The 22,566-nt window shown below is 60.2% G+C and carries 23 protein-coding genes; 15 read left to right on the top strand and 8 right to left on the bottom strand.

Annotation, left to right across the window (positions count from 1 at the left end; translation table 11 throughout):
- The first annotated feature begins 13 nt into the window (after positions 1 to 13).
- A complete protein-coding gene (gene dnaB, locus GUC32_RS22125) occupies positions 14 to 1,438 on the top strand; it encodes a replicative DNA helicase (RefSeq protein WP_025160134.1) in 1,425 nt (474 codons plus the stop codon).
- Between the two features lie 17 nt (positions 1,439 to 1,455).
- Positions 1,456 to 2,535, top strand: a complete 1,080-nt coding sequence (alr, locus tag GUC32_RS22120) for an alanine racemase (RefSeq protein ID WP_049204323.1) — start codon at positions 1,456 to 1,458, stop codon at positions 2,533 to 2,535.
- A gap of 44 nt (positions 2,536 to 2,579) precedes the next feature.
- Here alr and GUC32_RS22115 read toward each other — a convergent pair whose 3' ends face one another.
- On the bottom strand, positions 2,580 to 3,347 hold the full coding sequence (locus GUC32_RS22115) for a transporter substrate-binding domain-containing protein (RefSeq protein ID WP_197826663.1): 768 nt from the start codon (positions 3,345 to 3,347) through the stop codon (positions 2,580 to 2,582).
- Positions 3,348 to 3,562: 215 nt separating this feature from the next.
- On the opposite strand from GUC32_RS22115, the gene GUC32_RS22110 reads away from it, so the two are divergent.
- The 5 genes from GUC32_RS22110 (at position 3,563) to maa (ending at position 6,920) form a co-directional block, all read left to right on the top strand.
- Positions 3,563 to 4,036 (top strand): Lrp/AsnC family transcriptional regulator, encoded by a 474-nt coding sequence (locus GUC32_RS22110; RefSeq protein WP_038874314.1) that lies wholly within the window; start codon positions 3,563 to 3,565, stop codon positions 4,034 to 4,036.
- Positions 4,037 to 4,116: 80 nt separating this feature from the next.
- Positions 4,117 to 5,310: an amino acid aminotransferase gene (locus GUC32_RS22105; protein ID WP_049208295.1), complete on the top strand. Its 1,194-nt coding sequence runs from the start codon at positions 4,117 to 4,119 to the stop codon at positions 5,308 to 5,310.
- A 126-nt stretch (positions 5,311 to 5,436) separates the two neighbouring features.
- Positions 5,437 to 5,853 (top strand): secondary thiamine-phosphate synthase enzyme YjbQ, encoded by a 417-nt coding sequence (locus tag GUC32_RS22100; protein ID WP_004936779.1) that lies wholly within the window; start codon positions 5,437 to 5,439, stop codon positions 5,851 to 5,853.
- 4 nt (positions 5,854 to 5,857) lie between these two features.
- Positions 5,858 to 6,211 (top strand): MmcQ/YjbR family DNA-binding protein, encoded by a 354-nt coding sequence (locus tag GUC32_RS22095; protein ID WP_025304442.1) that lies wholly within the window; start codon positions 5,858 to 5,860, stop codon positions 6,209 to 6,211.
- A 151-nt stretch (positions 6,212 to 6,362) separates the two neighbouring features.
- Positions 6,363 to 6,920 (top strand): maltose O-acetyltransferase, encoded by a 558-nt coding sequence (gene maa / locus GUC32_RS22090; RefSeq protein ID WP_025304441.1) that lies wholly within the window; start codon positions 6,363 to 6,365, stop codon positions 6,918 to 6,920.
- Between the two features lie 31 nt (positions 6,921 to 6,951).
- Here the strand turns inward: maa and GUC32_RS22085 are convergent, their stop codons facing one another.
- Both GUC32_RS22085 and uvrA read right to left on the bottom strand, forming a co-directional pair.
- On the bottom strand, positions 6,952 to 8,004 hold the full coding sequence (locus GUC32_RS22085; protein ID WP_043139692.1) for an NAD(P)-dependent alcohol dehydrogenase: 1,053 nt from the start codon (positions 8,002 to 8,004) through the stop codon (positions 6,952 to 6,954).
- A 229-nt stretch (positions 8,005 to 8,233) separates the two neighbouring features.
- Positions 8,234 to 11,062: an excinuclease ABC subunit UvrA gene (gene uvrA, locus GUC32_RS22080; protein WP_049208298.1), complete on the bottom strand. Its 2,829-nt coding sequence runs from the start codon at positions 11,060 to 11,062 to the stop codon at positions 8,234 to 8,236.
- Positions 11,063 to 11,339: 277 nt separating this feature from the next.
- On the opposite strand from uvrA, the gene ssb1 reads away from it, so the two are divergent.
- Complete coding sequence (ssb1, locus tag GUC32_RS22075; protein ID WP_025304438.1) at positions 11,340 to 11,873, top strand: single-stranded DNA-binding protein SSB1; 534 nt, start codon at positions 11,340 to 11,342, stop codon at positions 11,871 to 11,873.
- An 85-nt stretch (positions 11,874 to 11,958) separates the two neighbouring features.
- Here the strand turns inward: ssb1 and GUC32_RS22070 are convergent, their stop codons facing one another.
- The 4 genes from GUC32_RS22070 to GUC32_RS22055 all read right to left on the bottom strand — a co-directional run bounded on the left by GUC32_RS22070 (position 11,959) and on the right by GUC32_RS22055 (position 14,772).
- A complete protein-coding gene (locus GUC32_RS22070) occupies positions 11,959 to 12,915 on the bottom strand; it encodes a cyclase family protein (RefSeq protein WP_025304437.1) in 957 nt (318 codons plus the stop codon).
- Positions 12,916 to 13,136: 221 nt separating this feature from the next.
- The gene (locus GUC32_RS22065) at positions 13,137 to 13,349 is read right to left on the bottom strand and encodes a DUF1471 domain-containing protein (RefSeq protein ID WP_004936800.1); all 213 of its coding nucleotides are present in this window, start codon (positions 13,347 to 13,349) and stop codon (positions 13,137 to 13,139) included.
- 263 nt (positions 13,350 to 13,612) lie between these two features.
- On the bottom strand, positions 13,613 to 14,362 hold the full coding sequence (locus GUC32_RS22060) for a 3-oxoacyl-ACP reductase family protein (RefSeq protein ID WP_025304436.1): 750 nt from the start codon (positions 14,360 to 14,362) through the stop codon (positions 13,613 to 13,615).
- Between the two features lie 149 nt (positions 14,363 to 14,511).
- Positions 14,512 to 14,772, bottom strand: coding sequence for a YdgH/BhsA/McbA-like domain containing protein (locus tag GUC32_RS22055; RefSeq protein ID WP_025304435.1), 261 nt, complete (start codon positions 14,770 to 14,772; stop codon positions 14,512 to 14,514).
- A 195-nt stretch (positions 14,773 to 14,967) separates the two neighbouring features.
- Here GUC32_RS22055 and GUC32_RS22050 point away from each other — a divergent pair, with 195 nt between their 5' ends.
- The 5 genes from GUC32_RS22050 (at position 14,968) to GUC32_RS22030 (ending at position 20,057) form a co-directional block, all read left to right on the top strand.
- Entirely contained in the window at positions 14,968 to 15,411 is a 444-nt protein-coding gene (locus GUC32_RS22050) for a lipocalin-like domain-containing protein (protein WP_025304434.1), read from the top strand.
- Positions 15,408 to 16,076, top strand: coding sequence for a glutathione S-transferase family protein (locus GUC32_RS22045; RefSeq protein ID WP_369435433.1), 669 nt, complete (start codon positions 15,408 to 15,410; stop codon positions 16,074 to 16,076). Before GUC32_RS22050 ends, GUC32_RS22045 begins: the two co-directional genes overlap by 4 nt.
- Positions 16,077 to 16,123: 47 nt before the next feature.
- Positions 16,124 to 16,531 carry a VOC family protein gene (locus GUC32_RS22040; protein WP_025304432.1) on the top strand — a complete coding sequence of 136 codons (408 nt, stop codon included), beginning with the start codon at positions 16,124 to 16,126 and terminating at the stop codon, positions 16,529 to 16,531.
- 317 nt (positions 16,532 to 16,848) lie between these two features.
- A complete protein-coding gene (locus GUC32_RS22035) occupies positions 16,849 to 18,210 on the top strand; it encodes an NCS2 family permease (protein ID WP_025304431.1) in 1,362 nt (453 codons plus the stop codon).
- Between the two features lie 197 nt (positions 18,211 to 18,407).
- Complete coding sequence (locus GUC32_RS22030) at positions 18,408 to 20,057, top strand: Na+/H+ antiporter (RefSeq protein WP_025304430.1); 1,650 nt, start codon at positions 18,408 to 18,410, stop codon at positions 20,055 to 20,057.
- A gap of 76 nt (positions 20,058 to 20,133) precedes the next feature.
- Here GUC32_RS22030 and GUC32_RS22025 read toward each other — a convergent pair whose 3' ends face one another.
- Complete coding sequence (locus GUC32_RS22025) at positions 20,134 to 21,021, bottom strand: LysR family transcriptional regulator (RefSeq protein WP_238968763.1); 888 nt, start codon at positions 21,019 to 21,021, stop codon at positions 20,134 to 20,136.
- Between the two features lie 140 nt (positions 21,022 to 21,161).
- On the opposite strand from GUC32_RS22025, the gene GUC32_RS22020 reads away from it, so the two are divergent.
- Together GUC32_RS22020 and GUC32_RS22015 are read left to right on the top strand one after the other, a co-directional pair.
- Positions 21,162 to 21,584, top strand: a complete 423-nt coding sequence (locus tag GUC32_RS22020; protein ID WP_004936830.1) for a CidA/LrgA family protein — start codon at positions 21,162 to 21,164, stop codon at positions 21,582 to 21,584.
- On the top strand, positions 21,577 to 22,266 hold the full coding sequence (locus GUC32_RS22015) for an LrgB family protein (protein WP_004936833.1): 690 nt from the start codon (positions 21,577 to 21,579) through the stop codon (positions 22,264 to 22,266). Before GUC32_RS22020 ends, GUC32_RS22015 begins: the two co-directional genes overlap by 8 nt.
- Positions 22,267 to 22,566 lie beyond the last annotated feature (300 nt).

Below are 22,566 nucleotides of genomic sequence, written 5' to 3'. Positions count from 1 at the left end.
AAGACTACGTTTCATGGCAGGAAAAAAACCAACCAACAAAACAAACGCGGACGAAACCAGAGAGCGTTCCAGAGATCGTCAGATGGAAGGGCTGAAGATGCCGCCGCACTCGCTGGAGGCCGAGCAGTCGGTGTTGGGCGGTTTGATGCTGGATAACGAGCGCTGGGACAACGTGGCGGAGCGCGTGGTCGCCAACGACTTCTTCAGCCGCCCACATCGCCTGATCTTTACCGAGATGCAGCGTCTGCTGGAGATGAGCAAGCCTATCGACCTCATCACCCTGTCCGAATCGCTCGAGCAGAAGGGTGAACTGGACTCGGTCGGCGGCTTCGCCTACCTGGCCGAGCTGTCGAAAAACACCCCGAGCGCCGCCAACATCGGCGCCTACGCCGACATCGTGCGCGAGCGCGCGGTGGTGCGCGAAATGATCTCGGTGGCTAACGAAATCGCCGACGCCGGCTACGATCCGCAGGGGCGCAGCAGCGAAGACCTGCTCGATCTGGCGGAATCCCGCGTATTCCAAATCGCCGAGAACCGCGCCAGCAAAGACGAAGGCCCGAAGGGCATCGAACGCATCCTGGAAGACACCGTGTCGCGCATCGAACAGCTGTATCAGCAGCCGCACGACGGCGTGACCGGGGTCGATACCGGCTATCAGGACCTCAACAAGAAAACCGCGGGCATGCAAAAGTCCGATCTGATCATCGTCGCCGCCCGTCCATCGATGGGGAAAACCACCTTCGCCATGAACCTGTGCGAAAACGCCGCGATGACCCAGGAAAAACCGGTGCTGATCTTCAGCCTGGAGATGCCCGGCGAGCAGATCATGATGCGTATGCTGGCGTCGCTGTCGCGCGTGGATCAGACGCGCATCCGTACCGGCCAGCTCGACGACGAGGACTGGGCGCGCATTTCCAGCACCATGGGTATCCTGCTGGAGAAGCGCAACATGTACATCGACGATTCCTCCGGCCTGACGCCGACCGAAGTGCGCTCGCGCGCGCGGCGCATTTTCCGCGAGCACGACGGGCTTAGCCTCATCATGATTGACTACCTGCAGCTGATGCGCGTGCCGGCCCTGTCCGACAACCGTACGCTGGAGATCGCCGAGATTTCGCGCTCGCTGAAGGCGCTGGCGAAAGAGCTGCAGGTGCCGGTGGTGGCGCTGTCGCAGCTGAACCGAAGCCTGGAGCAGCGCGCCGACAAACGCCCGGTTAACTCCGACCTGCGTGAATCCGGCTCTATCGAGCAGGACGCCGACCTGATTATGTTCATCTATCGTGATGAGGTGTATCACGAGAACAGCGATCTGAAAGGGATCGCGGAAATTATTATCGGTAAGCAGCGTAACGGCCCGATCGGTACCGTGCGCCTTACCTTTAACGGCCAGTGGTCGCGTTTCGACAACTACGCGGGGCCACAATACGATGACGAATAATCAGCTAAGGAACTGAAATGAAAGCGGCAACCGCTGTAATCGACCGCCGCGCTCTGCGACATAATCTGCAACAGGTGCGCCGCCAGGCGCCGCAAAGCCGCCTGATTGCCGTTGTGAAAGCAAACGCTTATGGACATGGCCTGCTGGAAACAGCACACACCCTGCAAGACGCCGACTGCTACGGCGTGGCGCGCATCGACGAGGCGCTGATGCTGCGTTCCGGCGGCATCGTCAAACCGATCCTGCTGCTGGAAGGCTTCTTCAGTGCCGAAGATCTGCCGGTGCTGGTGGCGAACAACATCGAAACCGCGGTGCACTGCATCGAACAGCTCGAAGCGCTGGAGCAGGCCGAGCTGGCGCGCCCGGTGCCGGTGTGGATGAAGCTCGATACCGGCATGCATCGGCTGGGGGTGCGCCCCGAACACGCGGAGGCGTTTTATCAGCGCCTGTGCGCCTGCCGCAACGTGGCGCAGCCGGTCAATATCATGAGCCACTTCAGCCGCGCCGATGAACCGGAGTCCGACACCACGTTGAAACAGATCGCCTGCTTTGAGCAGTTCGCGCGCGGTAAACCGGGCCAGCGCTCGGTCGCCGCCTCCGGTGGCACGCTGCTGTGGCCGGATGCCCACAATGAGTGGGTGCGCCCCGGCATCATTCTGTACGGCGTGTCGCCGCTGGATAACGGCAGCGGCGCCGAGCATGGTCTGCAGCCGGCGATGACCCTGAAATCCAGCCTGATCGCGGTGCGCGAGCACAAGGCCGGCGAAGCGGTCGGCTACGGCGGCACCTGGGTCAGCCCGCGCGATACCCGGCTGGGCGTGGTGGCGATGGGATACGGCGACGGTTACCCGCGCAGCGCGCCGACCGGTACGCCAATCCTGATCAACGGCCGCGAAGTGCCGATCGTCGGCCGGGTGTCGATGGACATGATTTCGGTCGATCTCGGGCCGGACGCCGCCGATAAGGTGGGGGATGAAGCGGTGCTGTGGGGCCAGGCGCTGCCGGTCGAACGCATCGCCGCCTGCACCGGCATCAGCGCTTACGAACTGATCACCAAGCTCACGCAGCGTGTGGCGATGGAATACATCGGCGACTGATGCGCCGCAGGGGCCGACGCGCGTCGGCCCCGTTTCTCAGCGGGTTACTTCTTTACCGCCAACCACTTGTCGATAACCTTCTGATACTCGCCGGTCGCCTTGGCCAGGTGCAGCCACTGATCCACATACAGTTTCCAGCTCAGATCGTCGCGCGGCAGCATGTAAGCCTTCTCGCCGTACTGCATCGGTTTGGTCGGATTCACCGCGCACAGCTTCGGATAGCGCTTCTGCTGGTACAGCGCCTCGGAGGCGTCGGTGATCATCACGTCCGCCTTGCGATCCACCAGCTGCTGGAAAATGCTCATGTTGTCGTGCGTCAGCGTGAGTTTGGCCTTCGGCAGATAGGCGTGCACGAAGGCTTCGTTGGTGCCGCCCGCCGGTTCCAACAGACGCACCGACGGCTTGTTGATCTGTTCGATAGTGCGGTATTTCTTCACGTCGGTGCAGCGCACCAGCGGGATTTTGCCGTCGGTATCCAGCTTGTCGGCGAAGAACACCTGCTTTTGCCGCTCCAGCGTGACGGAGATGCCGCCCATCGCGATGTCGCACTTGCCGGAGGCGAAGTCCGGCGTCAGGGTTTTCCAGCTGGTTTTCACCCACTTCACGTTGGCGCCCAGGCTCTTGGCCAGCGATTGCGCCATGTCGATGTCGATGCCTTCATAGCTGCCGTCTTCCTTGAGGAAGGTATAGGGCTTGTAGTCGCCGGTGGTGCAGACCTCCAGGGTCTTTTGCTGCAGCACTTTATCCAGGTGGGATTGCGCGCCTGCGCTGCCGGCGGCGAGCAGCAGCGCGAGGGGGAGTAGCTTTTTCATCTGGCGTCCTTTTTATACATTCGTGGTTTTATGCGTTACTTCGCCGTTAATTGTCGTTTGTCTGCATGAGTTAGCCGTTTTTTATGCCGCTTACCGGCGAAAACGCCGGGCGTTGCTGCTGTACGCGATTCAAGCGCCAGGGTGTGACGTCGGCAACGGTAAAAAAACTGGTAGGCTGTAACGTCAACATTTATTAACACAGTTTACAGGTGGCTATGTACAACATTGACGATTTTGATATGAAAATCCTGACGCTGTTACAGGCCAACGGCCGTCTGACCAATCAGGAGCTGAGCGAGCTGGTCGGGCTCTCCGCCTCCCAATGTTCGCGGCGGCGCATCAGCCTGGAGCAGGCGCAGCTGATCCGCGGCTACCACGCGCGGCTGGCGCCCGAGGCGGTCGGCCTGGGGCTGGTGGGGCTGATTGAAGTTAGCCTGATCACGCACGCGCAGGAGCAGATCGACAGCTTTCATCAGATGCTGGAGGACGTGGACGCGATCCTTGACGCATACAAGACCACCGGCGACGCCGATTACCTGTTGAAAGTGGCGGTGGCAGACCTGCCGGCGCTGAGCGAATTCATCAGCCAGACGCTGTCGCCGCACAAAAGCGTGGCGCATATCAAAACGGCGGTGGTGCTCAATCGCATCAAGGAAAACGGTTTATTGCCGGTGGCGCGAGAAAGCTAAAACCGAATGCGGTTTTCCGTCTATATTAGGAACGTAACGCTGTGCCCAAACCACAATAAATAAACCAGGAGAAAAACCCCGTGTTCCAGAACGTTGACGCCTATGCCGGCGATCCCATTCTGTCGCTGATGGAAAAATTCAAACAAGACCCGCGCGCGCACAAGGTAAACCTGAGTATCGGCCTGTACTACGATGCGCAGGGCATCATTCCGCAGATGCGGGCGGTCGCCGCGGCGGAAGCGCAGTTGAACAGCGTCGAGCACGGCGCCTCGGTATACCTGCCGATGGAAGGGCTGCAACCCTATCGCTCCGCCATCCAGCAACTGCTGTTCGGCGCGCAGCATCCGATGCTGCAGCAAGGGCGCATCGCCACCATTCAGACCGTCGGTGGTTCCGGCGCGTTGAAAGTGGGCGCCGACTTCCTGAAAAGCTACTTCCCGGATTCGCAGGTGTGGGTCAGCGATCCGACCTGGGAAAACCACGTCGCCATCTTCAGCGGCGCCGGTTTCAAAGTGAATACCTATCCGTATTTCGACAGCGAAAGCCTGGGCGTGAAGTTCGACGCCATGCTGGCTGCGCTGAAACAGCTGCCGAAGCACAGCATCGCGCTGCTGCATCCGTGCTGCCACAACCCGACCGGTTCCGACCTGACCCCTACCCAGTGGGATGAGGTGGTCAAGGTGATCGCCGATCGTGAAATCATTCCGTTCCTTGATATCGCCTATCAGGGCTTCGGCGGCGGCATGGAGCAAGACGCCTACGCCATTCGCGCCATCGCGGCGGCCGGCCTGCCGTGCCTGGTGAGCAACTCGTTCTCGAAGATCTTCTCGCTGTACGGCGAGCGCGTCGGCGGCCTGTCGGTGGTGTGCGAAAGCGAAGAGGCGGCCGGGCGCGTGCTGGGCCAACTGAAGGCCACCGTGCGCCGCAACTACTCGAGCCCGCCGAACTTCGGCGCGCAGCTGGTGGCCAAGGTGCTGAACGACGCCCAGCTGAAAACCCAGTGGCTGGACGAAGTGGAGAGCATGCGCACCCGCATCCTCGAGATGCGTCACGCGCTGGTGGACACTCTGAAGAGCGCGCTGCCGCAGCGCAACTTCGATTACCTGCTGGCTCAGCGCGGCATGTTCAGCTACACCGGCTTCAGCGCGGCGCAGGTCGATCGCCTGCGTGAAGAGTTTGGCGTCTATCTGATCCATAGCGGCCGCATGTGCGTGGCCGGCCTGAACCACAACAATGTGCGTCAGGTGGCCGAGGCGTTTGCCGCGGTGCAGTAACGCCTGTTAGTCTGAACGGACGTTCATCGGGGAGCGATAGCGATATCGCTCCTTTTTTATTGCCGGCGCGCCGCCGAAGTTGCCGCAAACCGGAGAGAGAATATACTGATTGAGGGGCGCTCACTCATGTGGCATCAGCAAACGCTAATCCTCAGCGCAAAAGCGCGTGGCTTTCATCTGGTTACCGACGAGATCGTCAACCAGTTAACCCACTTACACCGCCTGCAAACCGGCCTGCTGCATCTGTTGCTGCAGCATACCTCGGCCTCGCTGACGCTCAACGAGAACTGCGATCCCACGGTGCGAGCCGATATGGAGCAGCATTTCCTGCGCCAGGTGCCGGAAAACGCACCCTATCAACATGACTACGAAGGGCCGGACGACATGCCGGCGCACATCAAATCCTCGCTGCTGGGCGCTTCCTTGACGCTGCCCGTCAGGCACGGGCGGCTGATGTTGGGCACATGGCAGGGCATCTGGCTGGGGGAGCACCGCATCCACGGCGGAGCACGCCGTATTGTGGCCACATTACAGGGGGAATAACCCAATGAATAACAGCGCATTGCTGGAGTACTGCATGGCGAAGCCGGGCGCGGAGCAGAGCGACCAGAACCAGTGGCAGGCCAGCCAGATCAAGGTGGGCGACGTGATGTTCGCGATGGTGTGCGAGGTCGAAGGGCGGCCGGCGCTGGCAATCAAGTCCAGCCCGGAGCTGGCGGAAAGCCTGCGCGAGCACCACCCGGAGATCGTCGCCTGCGACGGCCTGAACAAGGCGCACTGGAATACGGTGTTTCTCGACGGCAACCTGCCGAACTCGCAGTTTTATACGCTGATCGACAGCTCCTATCAGCTGGTGGTGGAAGGCCTGCCCGAACACGTGCGCCAGGAACTGCGCGCCTGATTGCCGGGCGGTGGCACCGCCCGTTTTTCTCCTGCTTTTTCGTGTTAAATCGTGATCGCGGCTTTAAATTGGGAACGTTCCCTTTTTGTCGTCAGGAAAAAACGGCTACGCTTGGGCATTCAAGAAACGCGATAAGATTAAGGAGGCCGACATGGCCATCAGCGAAGAAAAGCGCAAGATGATCGCCGGGGAGCTGTACGACGCCGGTGATGACCTGCTGCGCAGCGAACGTCGGCGCGCGCGCCAGTTGACGCATCGCTATAACCACTCCTCGCCGGAAGAGGGCGAGCTGCGCAAACAATGGCTGGACGAGCTGCTGGGCGGCTATCAGGGCGGCACCATCGAGCCGACCTTCCGCTGCGACTACGGCTATAACATCTATCTCGGCAAGAACTTCTACGCCAATTTCGACTGCGTGATCCTCGACGTGTGCGAGGTGCATATCGGCGATAACTGCCTGCTGGCGCCGGGCGTGCATATCTACACCGCCACCCATCCGCTGGACGCCGAGACCCGCGTCGGCGGCGCGGAGTTCGGCAAGCCGGTCAAGATTGGCGACAACGTGTGGATCGGCGGGCGCGCGGTGATCAATCCGGGCGTGACCATCGGCGATAATGCGGTCGTGGCCTCCGGCGCGGTAGTGACCAAAGACGTGCCGGCCAACTGCGTGGTGGGCGGCAACCCGGCCAGGGTCATCAAGCAGCTATAAAAAAACGGGCGCCGCCGGGCGCCCGCTGTCATCAGGCTCGCAGCGAGTCGATATCCACCACGAAGCGGTACTTCACGTCGCTTTTCAGCATGCGCTCATAGGCCTCATTAATTTGCTGCATCGGGATCAGCTCGATATCGGACGTGATGCCGTGTTGGCCGCAGAAGTCCAGCATCTCTTGCGTTTCCGCGATGCCGCCGATCAGCGAACCGGCGATACGGCGGCGCTTCATGATCAGGTTGAACACCTGCGGCGACGGATGATCGTGCTCCGGCGCGCCGACCAGCGTGAGGGTGCCGTCGCGGCGCAGTAAGTTGAGGAACGGGTTCAGATCGTGCTGAGCCGCTACCGTGTTGAGGATGAAGTCGAAGCTATTAACGTGCTGCGCCATTTCATCCGGGTTGCGCGAAATCACCACTTCATGGGCGCCGAGGCGCTTGGCGTCTTCTATTTTCGACGGCGAGGTGGTGAACAGCACCACGTGCGCGCCCATCGCCCGCGCCAGTTTGACGCCCATGTGCCCCAGCCCGCCGAGGCCGACGATGCCGACCTTTTTGCCTGGCCCCGCGCCCCACTGGCGCAGCGGCGAATAGGTGGTGATGCCGGCGCACAGCAGCGGCGCGACCCCGGCCGGATCGAGGTTTTCCGGCACGCGCAGCACGAAGTCCTGATCTACCACCAGATTGGTGGAGTAGCCGCCATAGGTGACGGCGCCGGTCTGGCGATCCTGGCCGTTATAGGTGCCGGTAAAGCCGTTCTCGCAATACTGTTCCAACCCCTCATCGCAGCTCGGACAGCTGCGGCAGGAATCCACCATGCAACCGACGCCGACCAGATCGCCGACCCGGTAACGCGAGACATGGCCGCCGACGGCGCTGACGCGCCCGACAATTTCATGGCCCGGCACTACCGGGTAAATCGTATTGCTCCATTCGTTGCGAGCCTGATGCAGGTCCGAATGGCAGACACCGCAGAACAACACCTGAATTTGCACATCGTGGTCGCGCAGGGCGCGGGGTGGGTAATCGAAAGGCACCAGCGCAGACTTCGCATCATGCGCGGCATAGGCATGGGTAATGTTCATGGTCGCTCCAGTTATCAATGTAGGGGGGACAACGCTTGGCCGGCAGCGGAGTGCCGGTAAGATGCGGCCTGAATCAGACAGGGCGGCCGCCGAGGGAACATTGATGATAAAAGCGGTGAGTGCGGAGGGAAATGCCTGAAAATGTCGAAATCTTGCCCGTTTCTGTTTGATTGCAATGAAACGGGTCAGCGTGCGGGTCGCCTGAACGACGGCCCGCACGTTGGCGATATTACTTGTTCAACAGCGGTTTCAGGAAGCGCGCGGTGTGCGATTTTTCACACTCGGCCACGGTTTCCGGCGTGCCGGCGACCAGGATCTCGCCGCCGCCGCTGCCGCCTTCCGGCCCCAGATCGACGATCCAGTCGGCGGTCTTGATCACGTCCAGGTTATGCTCGATGACCACGATGGTATTGCCCTGATCGCGCAACTGATGCAGCACCGCCAACAGCTGTTGGATATCGGCGAAGTGCAGGCCGGTAGTCGGTTCGTCGAGAATATACAGCGTCTGGCCGGTGCCGCGTTTCGACAGCTCGCGCGCCAGCTTGACGCGCTGCGCCTCCCCGCCGGAGAGCGTGGTGGCCGACTGGCCGAGGCGGATGTAGGACAGGCCGACATCCATCAGGGTCTGCAGCTTGCGCGCCAGCGCCGGCACTGCGTCGAAGAAGTCACGCGCTTCTTCGATGGTCATCTCCAGCACTTCGTGGATGCTCTTGCCTTTGTACTTCACTTCGAGCGTTTCGCGGTTATAGCGTTTGCCCTTGCACTGGTCGCACGGCACGTAGATGTCCGGCAGGAAGTGCATTTCGACCTTGATCACCCCGTCGCCCTGGCAGGCTTCACAGCGCCCACCCTTGACGTTGAAGCTGAAGCGGCCCGGCGTATAACCGCGGCTGCGCGATTCCGGCACGCCGGCGAACAGCTCGCGCACCGGGGTGAAGATACCGGTGTAGGTGGCCGGGTTGGAGCGTGGCGTACGGCCGATCGGGCTCTGATCGATGTCGATCACCTTGTCGAAATGTTCCAGGCCGGTCACTTCGCGGAACGGCGCCGGCTCGGCGATGGTGGCGCCGTTAAGCTGGCGCTGGGCGATCGGGAACAGCGTATCGTTGATCAGCGTCGATTTGCCGGAGCCGGACACGCCGGTGATGCAGGTAAACAGACCGACCGGCAGCGTCAGCGTCACGTCCTTCAGGTTGTTGCCGCGCGCGCCGCTCAGCTTCAACACTTTGGTCGGATCGGCCGGCACACGCTGCGCGGGAATGGCGATCTCGCGCTTGCCGCTGAGGAACTGGCCGGTCAGCGATTCCGGCTGCGCCATGATGTCGTCGACGGTGCCTTCTGCCACCACCTGGCCGCCGTGCACGCCGGCGCCGGGGCCGATGTCGATCACGTGGTCGGCGGCGCGGATGGCGTCTTCGTCATGCTCCACCACGATCACCGTGTTGCCGAGGTTACGCAGGTGGATCAGCGTTTCCAGCAGGCGCTCGTTATCGCGCTGGTGCAGGCCGATCGACGGCTCATCCAGCACGTACATCACGCCCACCAGGCCGGCGCCGATCTGGCTGGCCAAACGAATACGCTGCGCTTCACCGCCGGAGAGCGTTTCCGCCGACCGGGACAACGACAGGTAGTTCAGGCCGACGTTCACCAGGAATTTCAGGCGATCGCCGATCTCTTTCAGCACTTTCTCGGCGATCTTGGCGCGCTGGCCGCTGAGCTTCATGTTCTGGAAGAAGGTCATCGCATGGCCGATGCTCAGATCGGAGATTTCCGGCAGCGTGGTGTCTTCGACGAACACGTTGCGCGCTTCTTCGCGCAGACGGGTGCCGTGACACGAGGCGCAAGGGCGGTTGCTGATGAACTTCGCCAGCTCTTCGCGCACCGCGCTGGATTCGGTCTCTTTATAGCGGCGCTCCATGTTGTGCAGCACGCCTTCGAACGGATGGCGGCGCACGGTGGTGTCACCGCGATCGTTGATGTATTTGAATTCGATCGACTCTTTGCCGGAGCCGCTCAGCACCGCCTTCTGTACGTCGGCGCTCAGGGTGTTGAACGGCGCTTCGACGTCGAACTTATAGTGCTCCGCCAGTGAACGCAGCATCTGGAAATAGTAGAAGTTGCGGCGATCCCAGCCGCGGATCGCGCCGCCGGCCAGCGATAGCTCGGGGTTTTGCACCACGCGATCCGGATCGAAGAACTGTTGCACGCCCAGGCCGTCGCAGGTCGGGCAGGCGCCGGCCGGGTTGTTGAAGGAAAACAGGCGCGGTTCCAGTTCGCGCATGCTGTAGCCGCAGATCGGGCAGGCGAAGTTGGCGGAGAACAGCAGCTCGTCCGCTTTTTCGTCGTCCATGTCCGCCACCACCGCGGTGCCGCCCGAGAGCTCCAGCGCGGTTTCGAACGATTCGGCCAGGCGCTGCGCCATGTCGTCGCGCACCTTGAAACGGTCGACCACCACTTCGATGGTGTGTTTTTTCTGCAGCTCCAGCTTCGGCGGATCGGACAGATCGCACACTTCACCGTCGATGCGCGCGCGGATATAGCCCTGAGCGGCCAGGTTTTCCAGCGTTTTGGTGTGTTCGCCCTTGCGATCTTTCACCACCGGCGCCAGCAGCATCAGGCGCTTGCCTTCCGGCTGGCTCAGCACGTTGTCGACCATCTGGCTGACGGTTTGCGCCGCCAGCGGCACATGGTGATCCGGGCAGCGCGGCTCGCCGACGCGGGCGAACAGCAGGCGCAGGTAGTCGTGGATCTCGGTGATGGTGCCGACCGTGGATCGCGGGTTGTGCGAGGTGGATTTCTGCTCGATGGAGATCGCCGGCGACAGACCTTCAATATGGTCGACGTCCGGCTTTTCCATCAGCGACAGGAACTGGCGCGCATAGGCGGAGAGTGATTCGACATAGCGCCGCTGCCCTTCGGCGTACAGCGTATCGAAAGCCAGCGAAGACTTGCCGGAACCGGACAGGCCGGTGACGACGATCAGTTTGTCACGCGGGATGATCAGGTTGATGTTTTTCAGATTATGGGTTCGAGCACCACGAACTTCGATATTGTCCATTTACACTTCCCGTCTTGATGATACACCGCGCCTGTCGCGATTTTTGCGGGGGATTTTGTGATGGATCTCGCAAAAAACCGGCACAGCCTGGTCGAAACGCATAATTATGACACAAAAAAACCTGAATGAATATCCAGTATGAGAATGCAACAAGGTCGATCGAAAAGACAATTCTGGAATGCAATTCGCACTTATCAACACGGGTGTGGTTTCGTACTCAGCGTGGTAAACTGACGCGTTTATACTGTGTAGAAATCAATCATCGGGAGAAGTGCTCATGGCCAGCAGAGGCGTAAACAAAGTAATTCTGGTCGGGAATCTGGGTCAGGATCCAGAAGTCCGTTACATGCCGAACGGCGGCGCAGTGGCCAACATTACCCTGGCGACCTCCGAAAGCTGGCGTGACAAGGCGACCGGCGAACAGAAAGAGAAGACCGAGTGGCACCGCGTCGTGCTGTTCGGCAAACTGGCCGAAGTGGCGGGCGAATACCTGCGTAAAGGCTCTCAGGTCTACATCGAAGGCTCCCTGCAGACGCGTAAATGGACCGATCAGTCCGGCGTGGAAAAATACACCACCGAAGTGGTGGTTAACGTTGGCGGTACCATGCAGATGCTGGGCGGCCGTCAGGGCGGCGGCGCACCGGCCGGTCAATCTGCCGGCGGCCAGGGCGGTTGGGGCCAGCCTCAGCAGCCACAGGGCGGCAACCAGTTCAGCGGCGGCCAGCAGCAGTCTCGCCCGGCGCAGAGCAGCGCTCCGGCGGCCAGCAGCAACGAACCGCCAATGGATTTTGACGACGATATCCCGTTCTAAGCCTGGCGACAGTGCTAAAAAAACCCCGCTCAGGCGGGGTTTTTTGTGGGCGCTCGCTGCCGATTTTCTGCGGCGGTGTCGCCAATCAGTAAATTGCTACCGGGTTGATGTTGACCTGCGTTGAACCGACATACAGCGGTTGCCCCAGCACGAACAGGAATTCCCAGGTTTTCGTGCGCACCAGTGGGCGGCTGTCGATCAGTTCCAGGTTATAGACGCCGCGCTTGGCCAGCAGGTATTGGTTGACCGGGAACTCTTCGTCATTTTTCGGGTTAGGGTACACTTCGGAGGCCCAGGTATCACCGCCAAAGGCCACGATGCCTTGGTCAGCCAGCCACTTCGCCGCTTCCATGCCGATACCCGGTTCGACCTCCAGGAATTTTTTATTGTCCTTACCAATCAGCTCCAGCCAACCGGTATTAAATAAAACAACGTCGCCTTTTCTTAAGCTAATGCCCTGCTTCTTAAGCACCGCTTGAATATCCGCAACGGAAAATTCGGTGCCGCCCGGAACGATGTCTTTATGATAATAAGCCGTCATATCGAGCACCACGCCGCGGGTGACCATGGGCGGCACTTTTTCCACGCCCAATTTTTTCACGCCATCAACGGTGACGAAGTCCGCCGCCTTATTGCCGTTATAATAAACGTTGTCGATGCCGATATGGCCTATACCGTTCAACTGGGTGCCGACGCCGGTCCAGGCATTCACCAATTCATCATTAAAGGTGAATTTATTTGGGCCAAGCGTTTTGCCGTCCTGCTGACCAGGCTGAATATTATATAAACGGAAGCTACGGTGGCGGAACGCCGGGAAATCTTTATCGACGGGAACCGCCAATGACAATGTCTTGCCCTGTTTTACCAGTTGCACGGACTGTAGTACCCCTTCCGGCGTGAGCAGGTTGGCGGCGCCGATTTCGTCTTTTGCACCGTAAACAGAAGGGTACCAGTCTGACGGCTGAGCGGCGGACTCTGCGGCCTGTGCAGGCACTGTGGCAAGCAAAGGCAGCAAGAGGGAGAGGCGATACAATGATTTCATCAGTGACTCATCCTTATAACGACGTAGTGCAGGGTGAATGAAAATGAACCGTCCGGACATAGGCGACGTCAGGCCGCCGAATAATAACCGGTGGAGAAAGAGGCTCATTTTTAGTACGCGGGTGTTTTAGCGTAATGCTTTATAAAGCGTGGCGAATAACCACCCGACGATGACTTCCTTATGCGGAAATAGATAACGCCGTGCGAGCGGCGTCATTGATATTATTTTTTCAGCTCTGCACTCATGGTGACGAAATTGCCCATGTAGGCGCTGGTGATTTTGTAGCCGCTTGCACCGGCCTCTTGCGCTTTTTTAGCGATAAGAGCTTCGGTGGAGTCCAGCGTTCTACCGGTTGCGGTAACGCTTTCTGCTGCGGCGTTAAACGACAACATGGAAAACAGAGCGAGTGAAATAACGGTGGTCATGGTTTTCATATCTTTATCCTGTGTTCGACAATTCGAAAAATAAGGGTGTCCGGTACGACACGATGGAGCGAAGGATAAAGGGGACGGTGAGGTGAATAAATAACAGAATCGTCAATAAACTATTCCGTTTTTGTACATAAACTGATTCGATTGTTGTCTTTCAAGCGGTATTGGTGGGGTATAGCGGGGGTGGTGAACGGGTATGTATCGACCTTCAGGCTTACACTCCGCGGCAAGCGAATAAATAAAAAGCCCCTTACGGGGCTTGGACGTTACGCCGAGAAACCGCCGTCGATGCTCAGGCTGGCGCCGGTGATGTAACCCGCCTGCGGGCCGGCGAGGTAGGCGACGAAGCTGGCGATCTCTTCATCTTTGCCGTAGCGGCCGATCGCCATCAGCTGCTTGAGTTGATCGGCGAATTCGCCGGCGTCCGGGTTCATCTCGGTGTCTACCGGGCCGGGCTGCACGTTATTGACGGTGATGCCGCGCGGGCCGAGATCGCGCGCCATGCCTTTGGTCAGGCCGATCAGTGCCGATTTGCTCATCGCATACACCGCCGCACCGCCGAACGGCACGCGCTCGGCGTTGGTGCTGCCGATGTGGATGATGCGCCCGCCGTCATTCATGTGGCGCGCCGCTTCCTGGCTGGCGACGAACACGCTGCGCACGTTGACCGCTAGCATGCGATCCAGATCGTCCAGCGCCAGCGCTTCGGTGCTGCCCAGTGTAAACACCCCGGCGTTGTTCACCAAAATATCCAGGTTGCCGAAGTGGCTGACGGCCTGACGCACCGCCTGCTGCAGCGCCGCCGCATCGGCGCTGTCGGCCCTGATGGCGAGGGCTTTGCCGCCGGCGGCGGTAACGGCGCTTGCCACCGCTTCGGCGCGATCGGCCGAGGCGGCGTAGGTAAAGGTGACCGCGGCCCCTTCACTCGCCAACCGTTTCACGATGGCGGCGCCGATGCCGCGTGAGCCGCCCTGGACGAATGCGACTTTGCCTTGCAGAGGATGTGCTGTGGTCATGTTATTTCTCCAAAGTGGGTGAGGGTAAGGCGTTATTCCCAGTATCGGTGAAATGTCCGGCGGCCACTGTTCACAAAGAGCTTTGCCTGCCCACAACGAGAAAAGCCCCTTGCGGGGCTTCTTTCTTCCGTCGGTTGGCTGTTCGACGATCAGTTGAAGATTTCTGCGGTGCCGTACAGTTTGTTCTGGCCACCGGCGGCGACGATGCGGTAGGAACTGGCGCCCGACGCGGCGGCTTTGCTGGCCAGTTCGCTTTCCAGCGCGCTCAGGTTGGTGGCGCCGCTAACGGAGACTACGCCGATTTTTTGGGCGTCTGCAGCGGGTTGGCTGGAAGGCAGGTCAGCGGCGAAGGTAGCGAAAGAAGCGGTAGCCAGCAGCGCAGCGGTAGCAAAAATTTTGACGTTTTTCATGATGTGTTCCTCAGAGTATTTGTTAGGTGAGAGCCCGTTGCCTCTCGATGTGTTAAATAATAGTGCACCGGGTGTGAATAAAAAATCGGAGAGTTTTGAGTATCTCTGTCAAATAAACTGATTGTTTTTCACCCGCTGGCGCGCGGTAAAAATCGCCACTACCCTTTACAGAGGATCTTTAACCGGAGAAGCGTAATGACGGTAAACGCGTTTATCGGCAGCTGGGCGCTGGTGTCGTCGGTGTTCAAAAACCAGAACGGCGAGCTGAATTACCCGCTGGGCGAGCAGGTGTTGGGGCGCATCCACTATGAGGCCAACGGCACGATGGCGGCGCAGCTGTATAGCGCCGTGCGGCCGCGTTTCGCCGCCGACGATTTGGCGCAGGGGTCTGAGCGGGAGATCCGCGCCGCCTTCATCAATATGATTTGCTACTTCGGCCACTATCAGGTGGAGGAAAGCGAACAGCGGGTGGTGCATCAGGTCGAAGGCTGTTCGTTCCCCAATTGGGTAGGCAGCCGTCAGGTGCGTTTTTACGCTTTCAGCGGCGATCGGCTGACGTTGCGCACGGTGCCCTTGCAGCTCGGCAACGGCGTGCAGGTTGGCGAACTGGTGTGGCAGCGGACAGAGGCTTCGTCATGATCATTGTTCATCATCTCAACCACTCGCGATCGCAGCGCATTCTGTGGTTTTTGGAAGAGCTGGGTGTGCCCTATCAGGTGCAACGCTACGAGCGCGATCCGCAGACCCTGCTGGCGCCGGCGGCGCTGAAAAAGATCCATCCGCTGGGCAAATCGCCGGTGATCGTCGACGGCGATCTGACGCTGGCGGAATCCGGTGCCATCATCGAATACTTGCAGGAAGCCTATGACGCGCAGGGCATGTTCATGCCGACCGGCTTCCACGCGCGCCAGCAGTATCGCTATTGGCTGCACTACGCCGAAGGATCGCTGATGCCGCTGTTGGTGATGAAGCTGGTGTTCAGCCGCCTTGGCCAGCCGCCGATCCCCTGGCTGCTGCGGCCGGTGGCCGGCGCGATCGGCAAGGGCGTGCAGCGCGAATACCTCGACAAACAGATCGCGCCGCACTGCGAATACCTCGAACAGCACCTGAACAAGGGCAGCTGGTTTGTCGGCAACGATTTCAGCGCGGCGGATATTCAGATGAGCTTTCCGCTGGAGGCGATGGCGGCGCGCGGCGCGTTGGACAATTGCCCGAAACTGCGCGGCTTCCTGCAGCGCATTCATGCCCGGCCCGCCTACCAGCGGGCATTGGAGCAGGGCGGCCCTTACAACCTGCTGAGTTAAGCGGATGGGCTATACTCGATGGGGTCATTCTTCATCGGAGGTAGCCCATGGCTACGCAAATCTTCGTTAACCTACCCGTACGCGATCTGCCCGCGTCGATGGCGTTTTTCACCCACCTGGGGTTCGCTTTCAACCCGCAATTTACCGACGATACCGCCGCGTGCATGGTGGTCAGCGACACGATTTACGTGATGCTGCTGACCCATGACAAATTCAGGATGTTTACCCCGAACCCGATCGGCGACGCCAAACAGGCCACCGAGGTGCTGGTGTGCCTGTCGCAACCCAGCCGGGCGGCGGTGGACGAACTGGTGCGCAAGGCGATCGCCGGCGGCGGCAACACTTATCATCAGCCACGCGACTACGGCATGATGTATGGCCATGGCTTTCAGGACCTGGACGGCCATATCTGGGAATTGATGTATATGGATCCCGCTGCGGTACAGGCGCAATAATCTCGCCGGGGCGTCCGTCGCCCCGGTTTTATCGTGCAGACGCCATTCCCGCCACTTTCTGCATAAATTGCCGCGATCTTTAGTTGATTAGACGCCATGGAAGGCAGGATAATCGTTTGCCTTGAATAAACCACCATAAATTACCCGTACCGCGCGCTGCGAGTTAAACGTTTGCCTTGGTGCGCATTGCCGTTGGCGATGCGACGGAAGGGCAAGGAAGCGGAACGTGACGTAAACGATTACGTGGCGATCGGGCGCGGGCGAGATGACAGGCCTGCTGTGACGGGCCGATTAATGAAACACAGGGGAAGTAACCTATGTCGAACTCTCAAGCGAACCACGCCGCAAAACCAACCGGCGGGCTTGATGGCTATTTTAAAATTTCCGCGCGCGGCAGCAGCGTGCGACAGGAAGTGGTGGCGGGGCTGACCACCTTCCTGGCGATGGTGTACTCGGTGATCGTGGTGCCGAGCATGCTGGGCAAAGCGGGCTTCCCGCCGGCGGCGGTGTTTGTCTCTACCTGCCTGGTGGCCGGGCTGGGCTCGCTGCTGATGGGGCTGTGGGCTAACCTGCCGATGGCCATCGGCTGTGCGATCTCATTGACCGCTTTCACCGCCTTCAGCCTGGTGCTGGGCCAGCACATCAGCATTCCGGTGGCGCTGGGCGCGGTGTTCGTGATGGGCGTGCTGTTTACCGTCATCTCGGTCACCGGCATCCGCGCCTGGATCCTGCGTAATCTGCCGATGGGCGTGGCGCACGGCACTGGCATCGGCATCGGTCTGTTCCTGCTGCTGATCGCCGCCAACGGCGTTGGCCTGGTGGTGAAAAACCCGCTGGATGGCCTGCCGGTGGCGCTCGGCGCCTTCACCTCTTTTCCGGTGGTGATGACGCTGGTCGGCCTGGCGGTGATCTTCGGCCTGGAGAAACTGCGCGTGCCCGGCGGCATTCTGCTGGTGATCATCGCCATTTCCATCATCGGCCTGATCGTTGACCCGGCGGTGAAATACCAGGGGCTGTTCGCCATGCCGAGCCTGGCGGACGCTGACGGCAAATCGTTGATCTTCAGCCTGGATATCATGGGCGCGTTGCAGCCGGTGGTGTTGCCGAGCGTGCTGGCGCTGGTGATGACTGCGGTGTTCGACGCCACCGGCACCATCCGCGCGGTGGCCGGGCAGGCCAACCTGCTGGATAAAGACGGGCAGATCATCAACGGCGGCAAGGCGCTGACCTCGGATTCCCTGAGCAGCATCTTCTCCGGCCTGGTGGGCGCCGCGCCCGCCGCGGTCTACATCGAGTCCGCTGCCGGCACCGCCGCGGGCGGCAAAACCGGCCTGACCGCCACCGTGGTCGGCATCCTGTTCCTGCTGATCCTGTTCCTGTCGCCGCTGGCCTATCTGGTGCCGGTCTACGCCACCGCGCCGGCGCTGATGTACGTCGGCCTGCTGATGCTGAGCAACGTCACCAAGCTGGACTTCAACGACTTCGTTGACGCGATGGCCGGCCTGCTGTGCGCGGTGTTCATCGTGCTGACCTGCAACATCGTGACCGGCATCATGCTGGGCTTCAGCTCGCTGGTCATCGGCCGCATCTTCTCCGGCGAATGGCGCAAGTTGAACATCGGCACCGTGCTGATCGCCGTGGCGCTGGTGGCGTTCTACGCCGGGGGCTGGGCGATTTAAGCCCCTTGGGTCTCCCTCGCCCGCCGGGCGGGGGAGCCTGTGACGGCAATTCCCTTCTTAAGATAAGTCTTCTTCTGCTCTGCACCGCGTTTTGAAAGGCACAACAAGCTTTAACGGCTGTAAAAAAAGTGATCTACTATCGGGACCAACGCAGGCCCTGAGCCGATGTCGTCTGAATCGTAGAGTCTAAGGAAAGCATGGAAATCTTTTTTACAATCCTCATTTTGATCCTGGTGGTCTCCCTGTCCGGGGTGGTGACGCGCATGTTGCCGTTCCAGGTGCCGCTGCCGCTGATGCAAATCGCCATCGGGGCCCTGTTGGCCTGGCCGCATTTCGGGCTGCACGTCGACTTTGATCCCGAACTGTTCCTGGTGCTGTTCATCCCGCCGCTGCTGTTCGCCGACGGCTGGAAAACGCCGACGCGCGAGTTCCTGCATCACGGGCGTGAAATTCTCGGCCTGGCGCTGGTGCTGGTGCTGATCACCGTGGTCGGCGTCGGTTATCTGATCTACGCCATGGTGCCGGGCATTCCGCTGGTGGCGGCCTTCGCGCTGGCGGCGGTGCTGTCGCCGACCGATGCCGTGGCGCTGTCCGGCATCGTCGGCAAAGGGCGGATTCCCAAGCCGATCATGGGCGTGCTCGAGGGCGAGGCGCTGATGAACGACGCGTCCGGCCTGGTATCGCTCAAGTTCGCCATCGCGGTGGCGATGGGCACCATGGTGTTCACCGTGGGCGGCGCGACCCTTGAATTCCTCAAAGTGGCGATCGGCGGCCTGTTGGCCGGCGTGGCGGTCACCTGGACCTACAGTAAATCGCTGCGGGTGATGAGCCGCTGGAGCGGCGACGATCCGGCGACCCAGATCGTGTTCCTGCTGCTGCTGCCGTTCGCTTCTTACCTGATTGCCGAACACATCGGCGTCTCCGGCATCCTGGCGGCGGTGGCGGCGGGGATGACCATCAGCCAATCCGGCGTGATCCGCAACGCGCCGCTGGCGATGCGTCTGCGCGCCAACAGCGTATGGGCGATGCTGGAGTTCGTGTTCAACGGCATGGTGTTCATCATGCTGGGCCTGCAGCTGCCGGGCATTCTTGAAACCTCCATCCTGCAGGCGGAGCTGGATCCGACCATCCAGACCTGGTATCTGTTCGCCGACGTGGCTACCATCTACGCCGCACTGCTGGTGCTGCGTTTCACCTGGCTGTGGGTGATGAAGAAGGCCAGTAACCGCTTTATGAAAAAGCGTCCGCTGCAGTTCGGCGATTACAGCACGCGTGAGCTGTGGGTGGCGTCGTTCGCCGGGGTGCGCGGGGCGATTACCCTGGCCGGCGTGCTGTCGATACCGCTGTTGCTGAGTGACGGCACCGCCTTCCCGGCGCGCTATCAGCTGGTGTTTATCGCCGCCGGGGTGATCCTGCTGTCGCTGATTGTCGGCGTGCTGGCGTTGCCGCTGCTGCTGCGCGGCGTGCAGGTGGCCGACAAGAGCGCCAGCAAGCACGAAGAGCGCATGGCGATCGCCATGGCGGCCGAGGTGGCGATCGAGAGCGTGAATAAAATGGAAGAGCGCCTGGTTGCCGATACCGAAGAGAACCTCGATCCGCAGGTGTTGAAAGAGGTCAGCTCGCGGGTAACGGGCATGCTGCGGCGGCGCATCGCGTCGAAAGACGATATCGAGAATGCGCTGGCGATGGAAAACCTCGAGCGGCGTTTCCGCCTGACGGCGCTGCGCGCCGAGCGCGGCGAGCTGTACCACCTGCGCGCCACGCAGAAAATCAGCAACGAGACGCTGCAAAAACTGCTGCACGATCTCGACCTGCTCGAAGCGCTGTTGATCGAACGCGAAGGGTAAACCCCAGAAGAGGAATAAACGTTTTTCCTCTTTATTTCTGTCCTGAAGGGCCGCCTGTGCGGCCCTTGTTTTTTGGCTACTTGAGCGGCGGCCAATAGTCGCGGCAGCAGGCGATCCAGGCCTGCGCGCTGTGCGACAGGTAGCTGCCCTGACGCCAGATCAGGCCGATTTTCCACTCCATGCGCGGCTCCAGCGGCAGCCAGACCAGGTTTTCCTTGTCCAGCCAGCGGCAAACCGGCTCCGGCAGCATGGCGATGCCCACGCCGGCCTGCACCATCGAGGCGAGGAAGTCCCATTGGCCGCTGCGCACCGCGATTTGCGGTTCAAAACCGGCCTGGCGAAACGCCTTCATCAGCATCTTGTAAAGCGCAAAGTCTTCGTTATAAATCAGGATCGGGCTGTCGGCCAATTCGGCGATATTGATGCGGGTGCGGTTGAGCCACTGCGGCGTGCGCGGCGCCACTACGCACATCGGATGGCCCAGCAGCGGCAGAAAGGTCAGCTGCTGTTCCGAATCGAAGGGCAACACCGTCATCGCCAGATCCAGTTCGCCGGACATCACTGCCTGTTCGACCGACAGCCCGCCCAGCTCGGAAATCTTCAATTCGATACCGGGGTAGGTTTGGCGAAAGCGGCGGATCAGATCGGCGATCTGCCTGCCCACCATTGGCGGAATGCCCAGCCGCAGCACGCCCTTTTTCACCGAGCTGATGTCTTCCAGCTCCGCCTCCAGTTGCCGGAATTCGTCGAGGATCGTCAGGCCACGCTGATACACCGCCTGGCCGCTGTCGGTCAGGCGCAGCTTGCGGCCTTCGCGGATCAGCAGCGTGCATTCCAGCTCCTCCTCCAGATGCCGCAGCATTTTGCTGATGGTGGGCTGGGTGACGAACAGTTTTTCCGCGGCGCGGGTGAAGCTTTGCTGGCGCACCACTTCAACGAAGTAGCGCAGGGTGCGGACATCCACGTTAGGGTTCTCCTTGGGGACGCTACCGGCGGGAAACTATTCCCGGACGGCATGATGTCGATAATTTTAATTCATTTCAGGCGTGGTTTCCCGGCTGCGTATACTGTAGGCCGTTAATTTATTGTTTGAGGTCATCTTTCATGTCTCTGGCGTTACGCCGCGTTGCCCCCTCCCTGCTGACCCGCTTGCAGGTGCCGATTCAGGTGGCGTTGTATGCGGCGCTGTTCCTGATCGCCGATCGTCTGGTGCAACAATTCCACCTGCCGCTCCCCGCCAATATCGTCGGCATGTTGATGCTGCTGGCGCTAATACTGCTGCGCATTCTGCCGCTGAGCTGGGTTAAGGCCGGCTCCCGCTGGCTGCTGGCGGAAATGCTGCTGTTTTTCGTGCCGGCGGTGGTGGCGGTGGTCAACTATGCCCAGCTGTTGATGGTCGAGGGCTGGAAGATCTTTTTGGTGATCGCGGTCAGCACCATGCTGACGTTGGGCGCCACCGGGCTGGTGGTGGACAGGGTGTATCGGCTGGAGATTTGGCTGCAGCGTCGGAAGCAGCGTCATGAATGATTTTATCCTTAGCTTGGCCTGTTTTCTGGCGACGCTGGCGCTGTACTTCGCCAACAAGAAGCTGTATCGCCGCCGGCGCACGCTGTTGCTGATGCCGCTGGTGCTGACGCCAATGATCCTGGTGCTGCTGCTGGTGGTCACCCACATCTCCTATCAGGACTATATTGGTGAAACTCACTGGCTGCTGTGGCTGCTGGGGCCGGCAACCATCGCTTTCGCGGTGCCGGTGTATGAGAACCTGCATATCATCCGCCGCCACTGGCTATCGCTGACCGCCGGCGTAACGACCGCGGTGCTGGTGGCGGTGTACAGCTCGGTGTGGCTGGCGCGCCTGCTGACGTTGCCGGAAGAGGTGCAGCGCAGCCTGGCGGTGCGGTCGATCACCACGCCGTTCGCGCTGGAGGCCGCCAAACAGATGGGCGGGCAGCCGGATCTGGTGGCGCTGTTCGTGGTGATCACCGGGGTGTTCGGCATGGCGGTGGGGGATATTTTGTTTTTGCGGCTGGCGGTGCGCAGCCGTCTGGCGAAGGGTGCCGGATTTGGCGCCTCGTCGCACGGTGCCGGCACCGCTCGCGCTTATGAGCTGGGGCCGCAGGAGGGCGTAGTGTCGAGTTTGGTGATGATGCTGGCCGGCATCATTACGGTCGTGGCCGCGCCATTGATCGGCCGGCTGATGTGGTAAGACCTCTCGGGGCGGGCTCTGCCGCCCCTTTTACGTTATCTGTCGTTGGGAACGGTGCCGTTGGTGGACGCCAGAAAAAACGAAGAAATTTTTCAGCATAATTTTTCTCATCGTTATAACAAAAAACGATAGATGCGCCGCAGGCAAAATCGCCGTCCATTTTAATTGGAAGTAAATTAATTAAAAAATAAATTATTATCATTAAAACAATAAAGTATAACTTATTGATATCGAGGGGCTCTTACCGTAAGTATTGTTGCACATTAACTGTGGTGAATAATACAAAATAATATTAATCTC

The sequence above is a fragment of the Serratia sp. NGAS9 genome, from assembly GCF_009905295.1.
Taxonomy (GTDB): Bacteria; Pseudomonadota; Gammaproteobacteria; order Enterobacterales; family Enterobacteriaceae; genus Serratia; species Serratia bockelmannii.
This window is presented reverse-complemented; position numbering and strand designations above follow the sequence as displayed.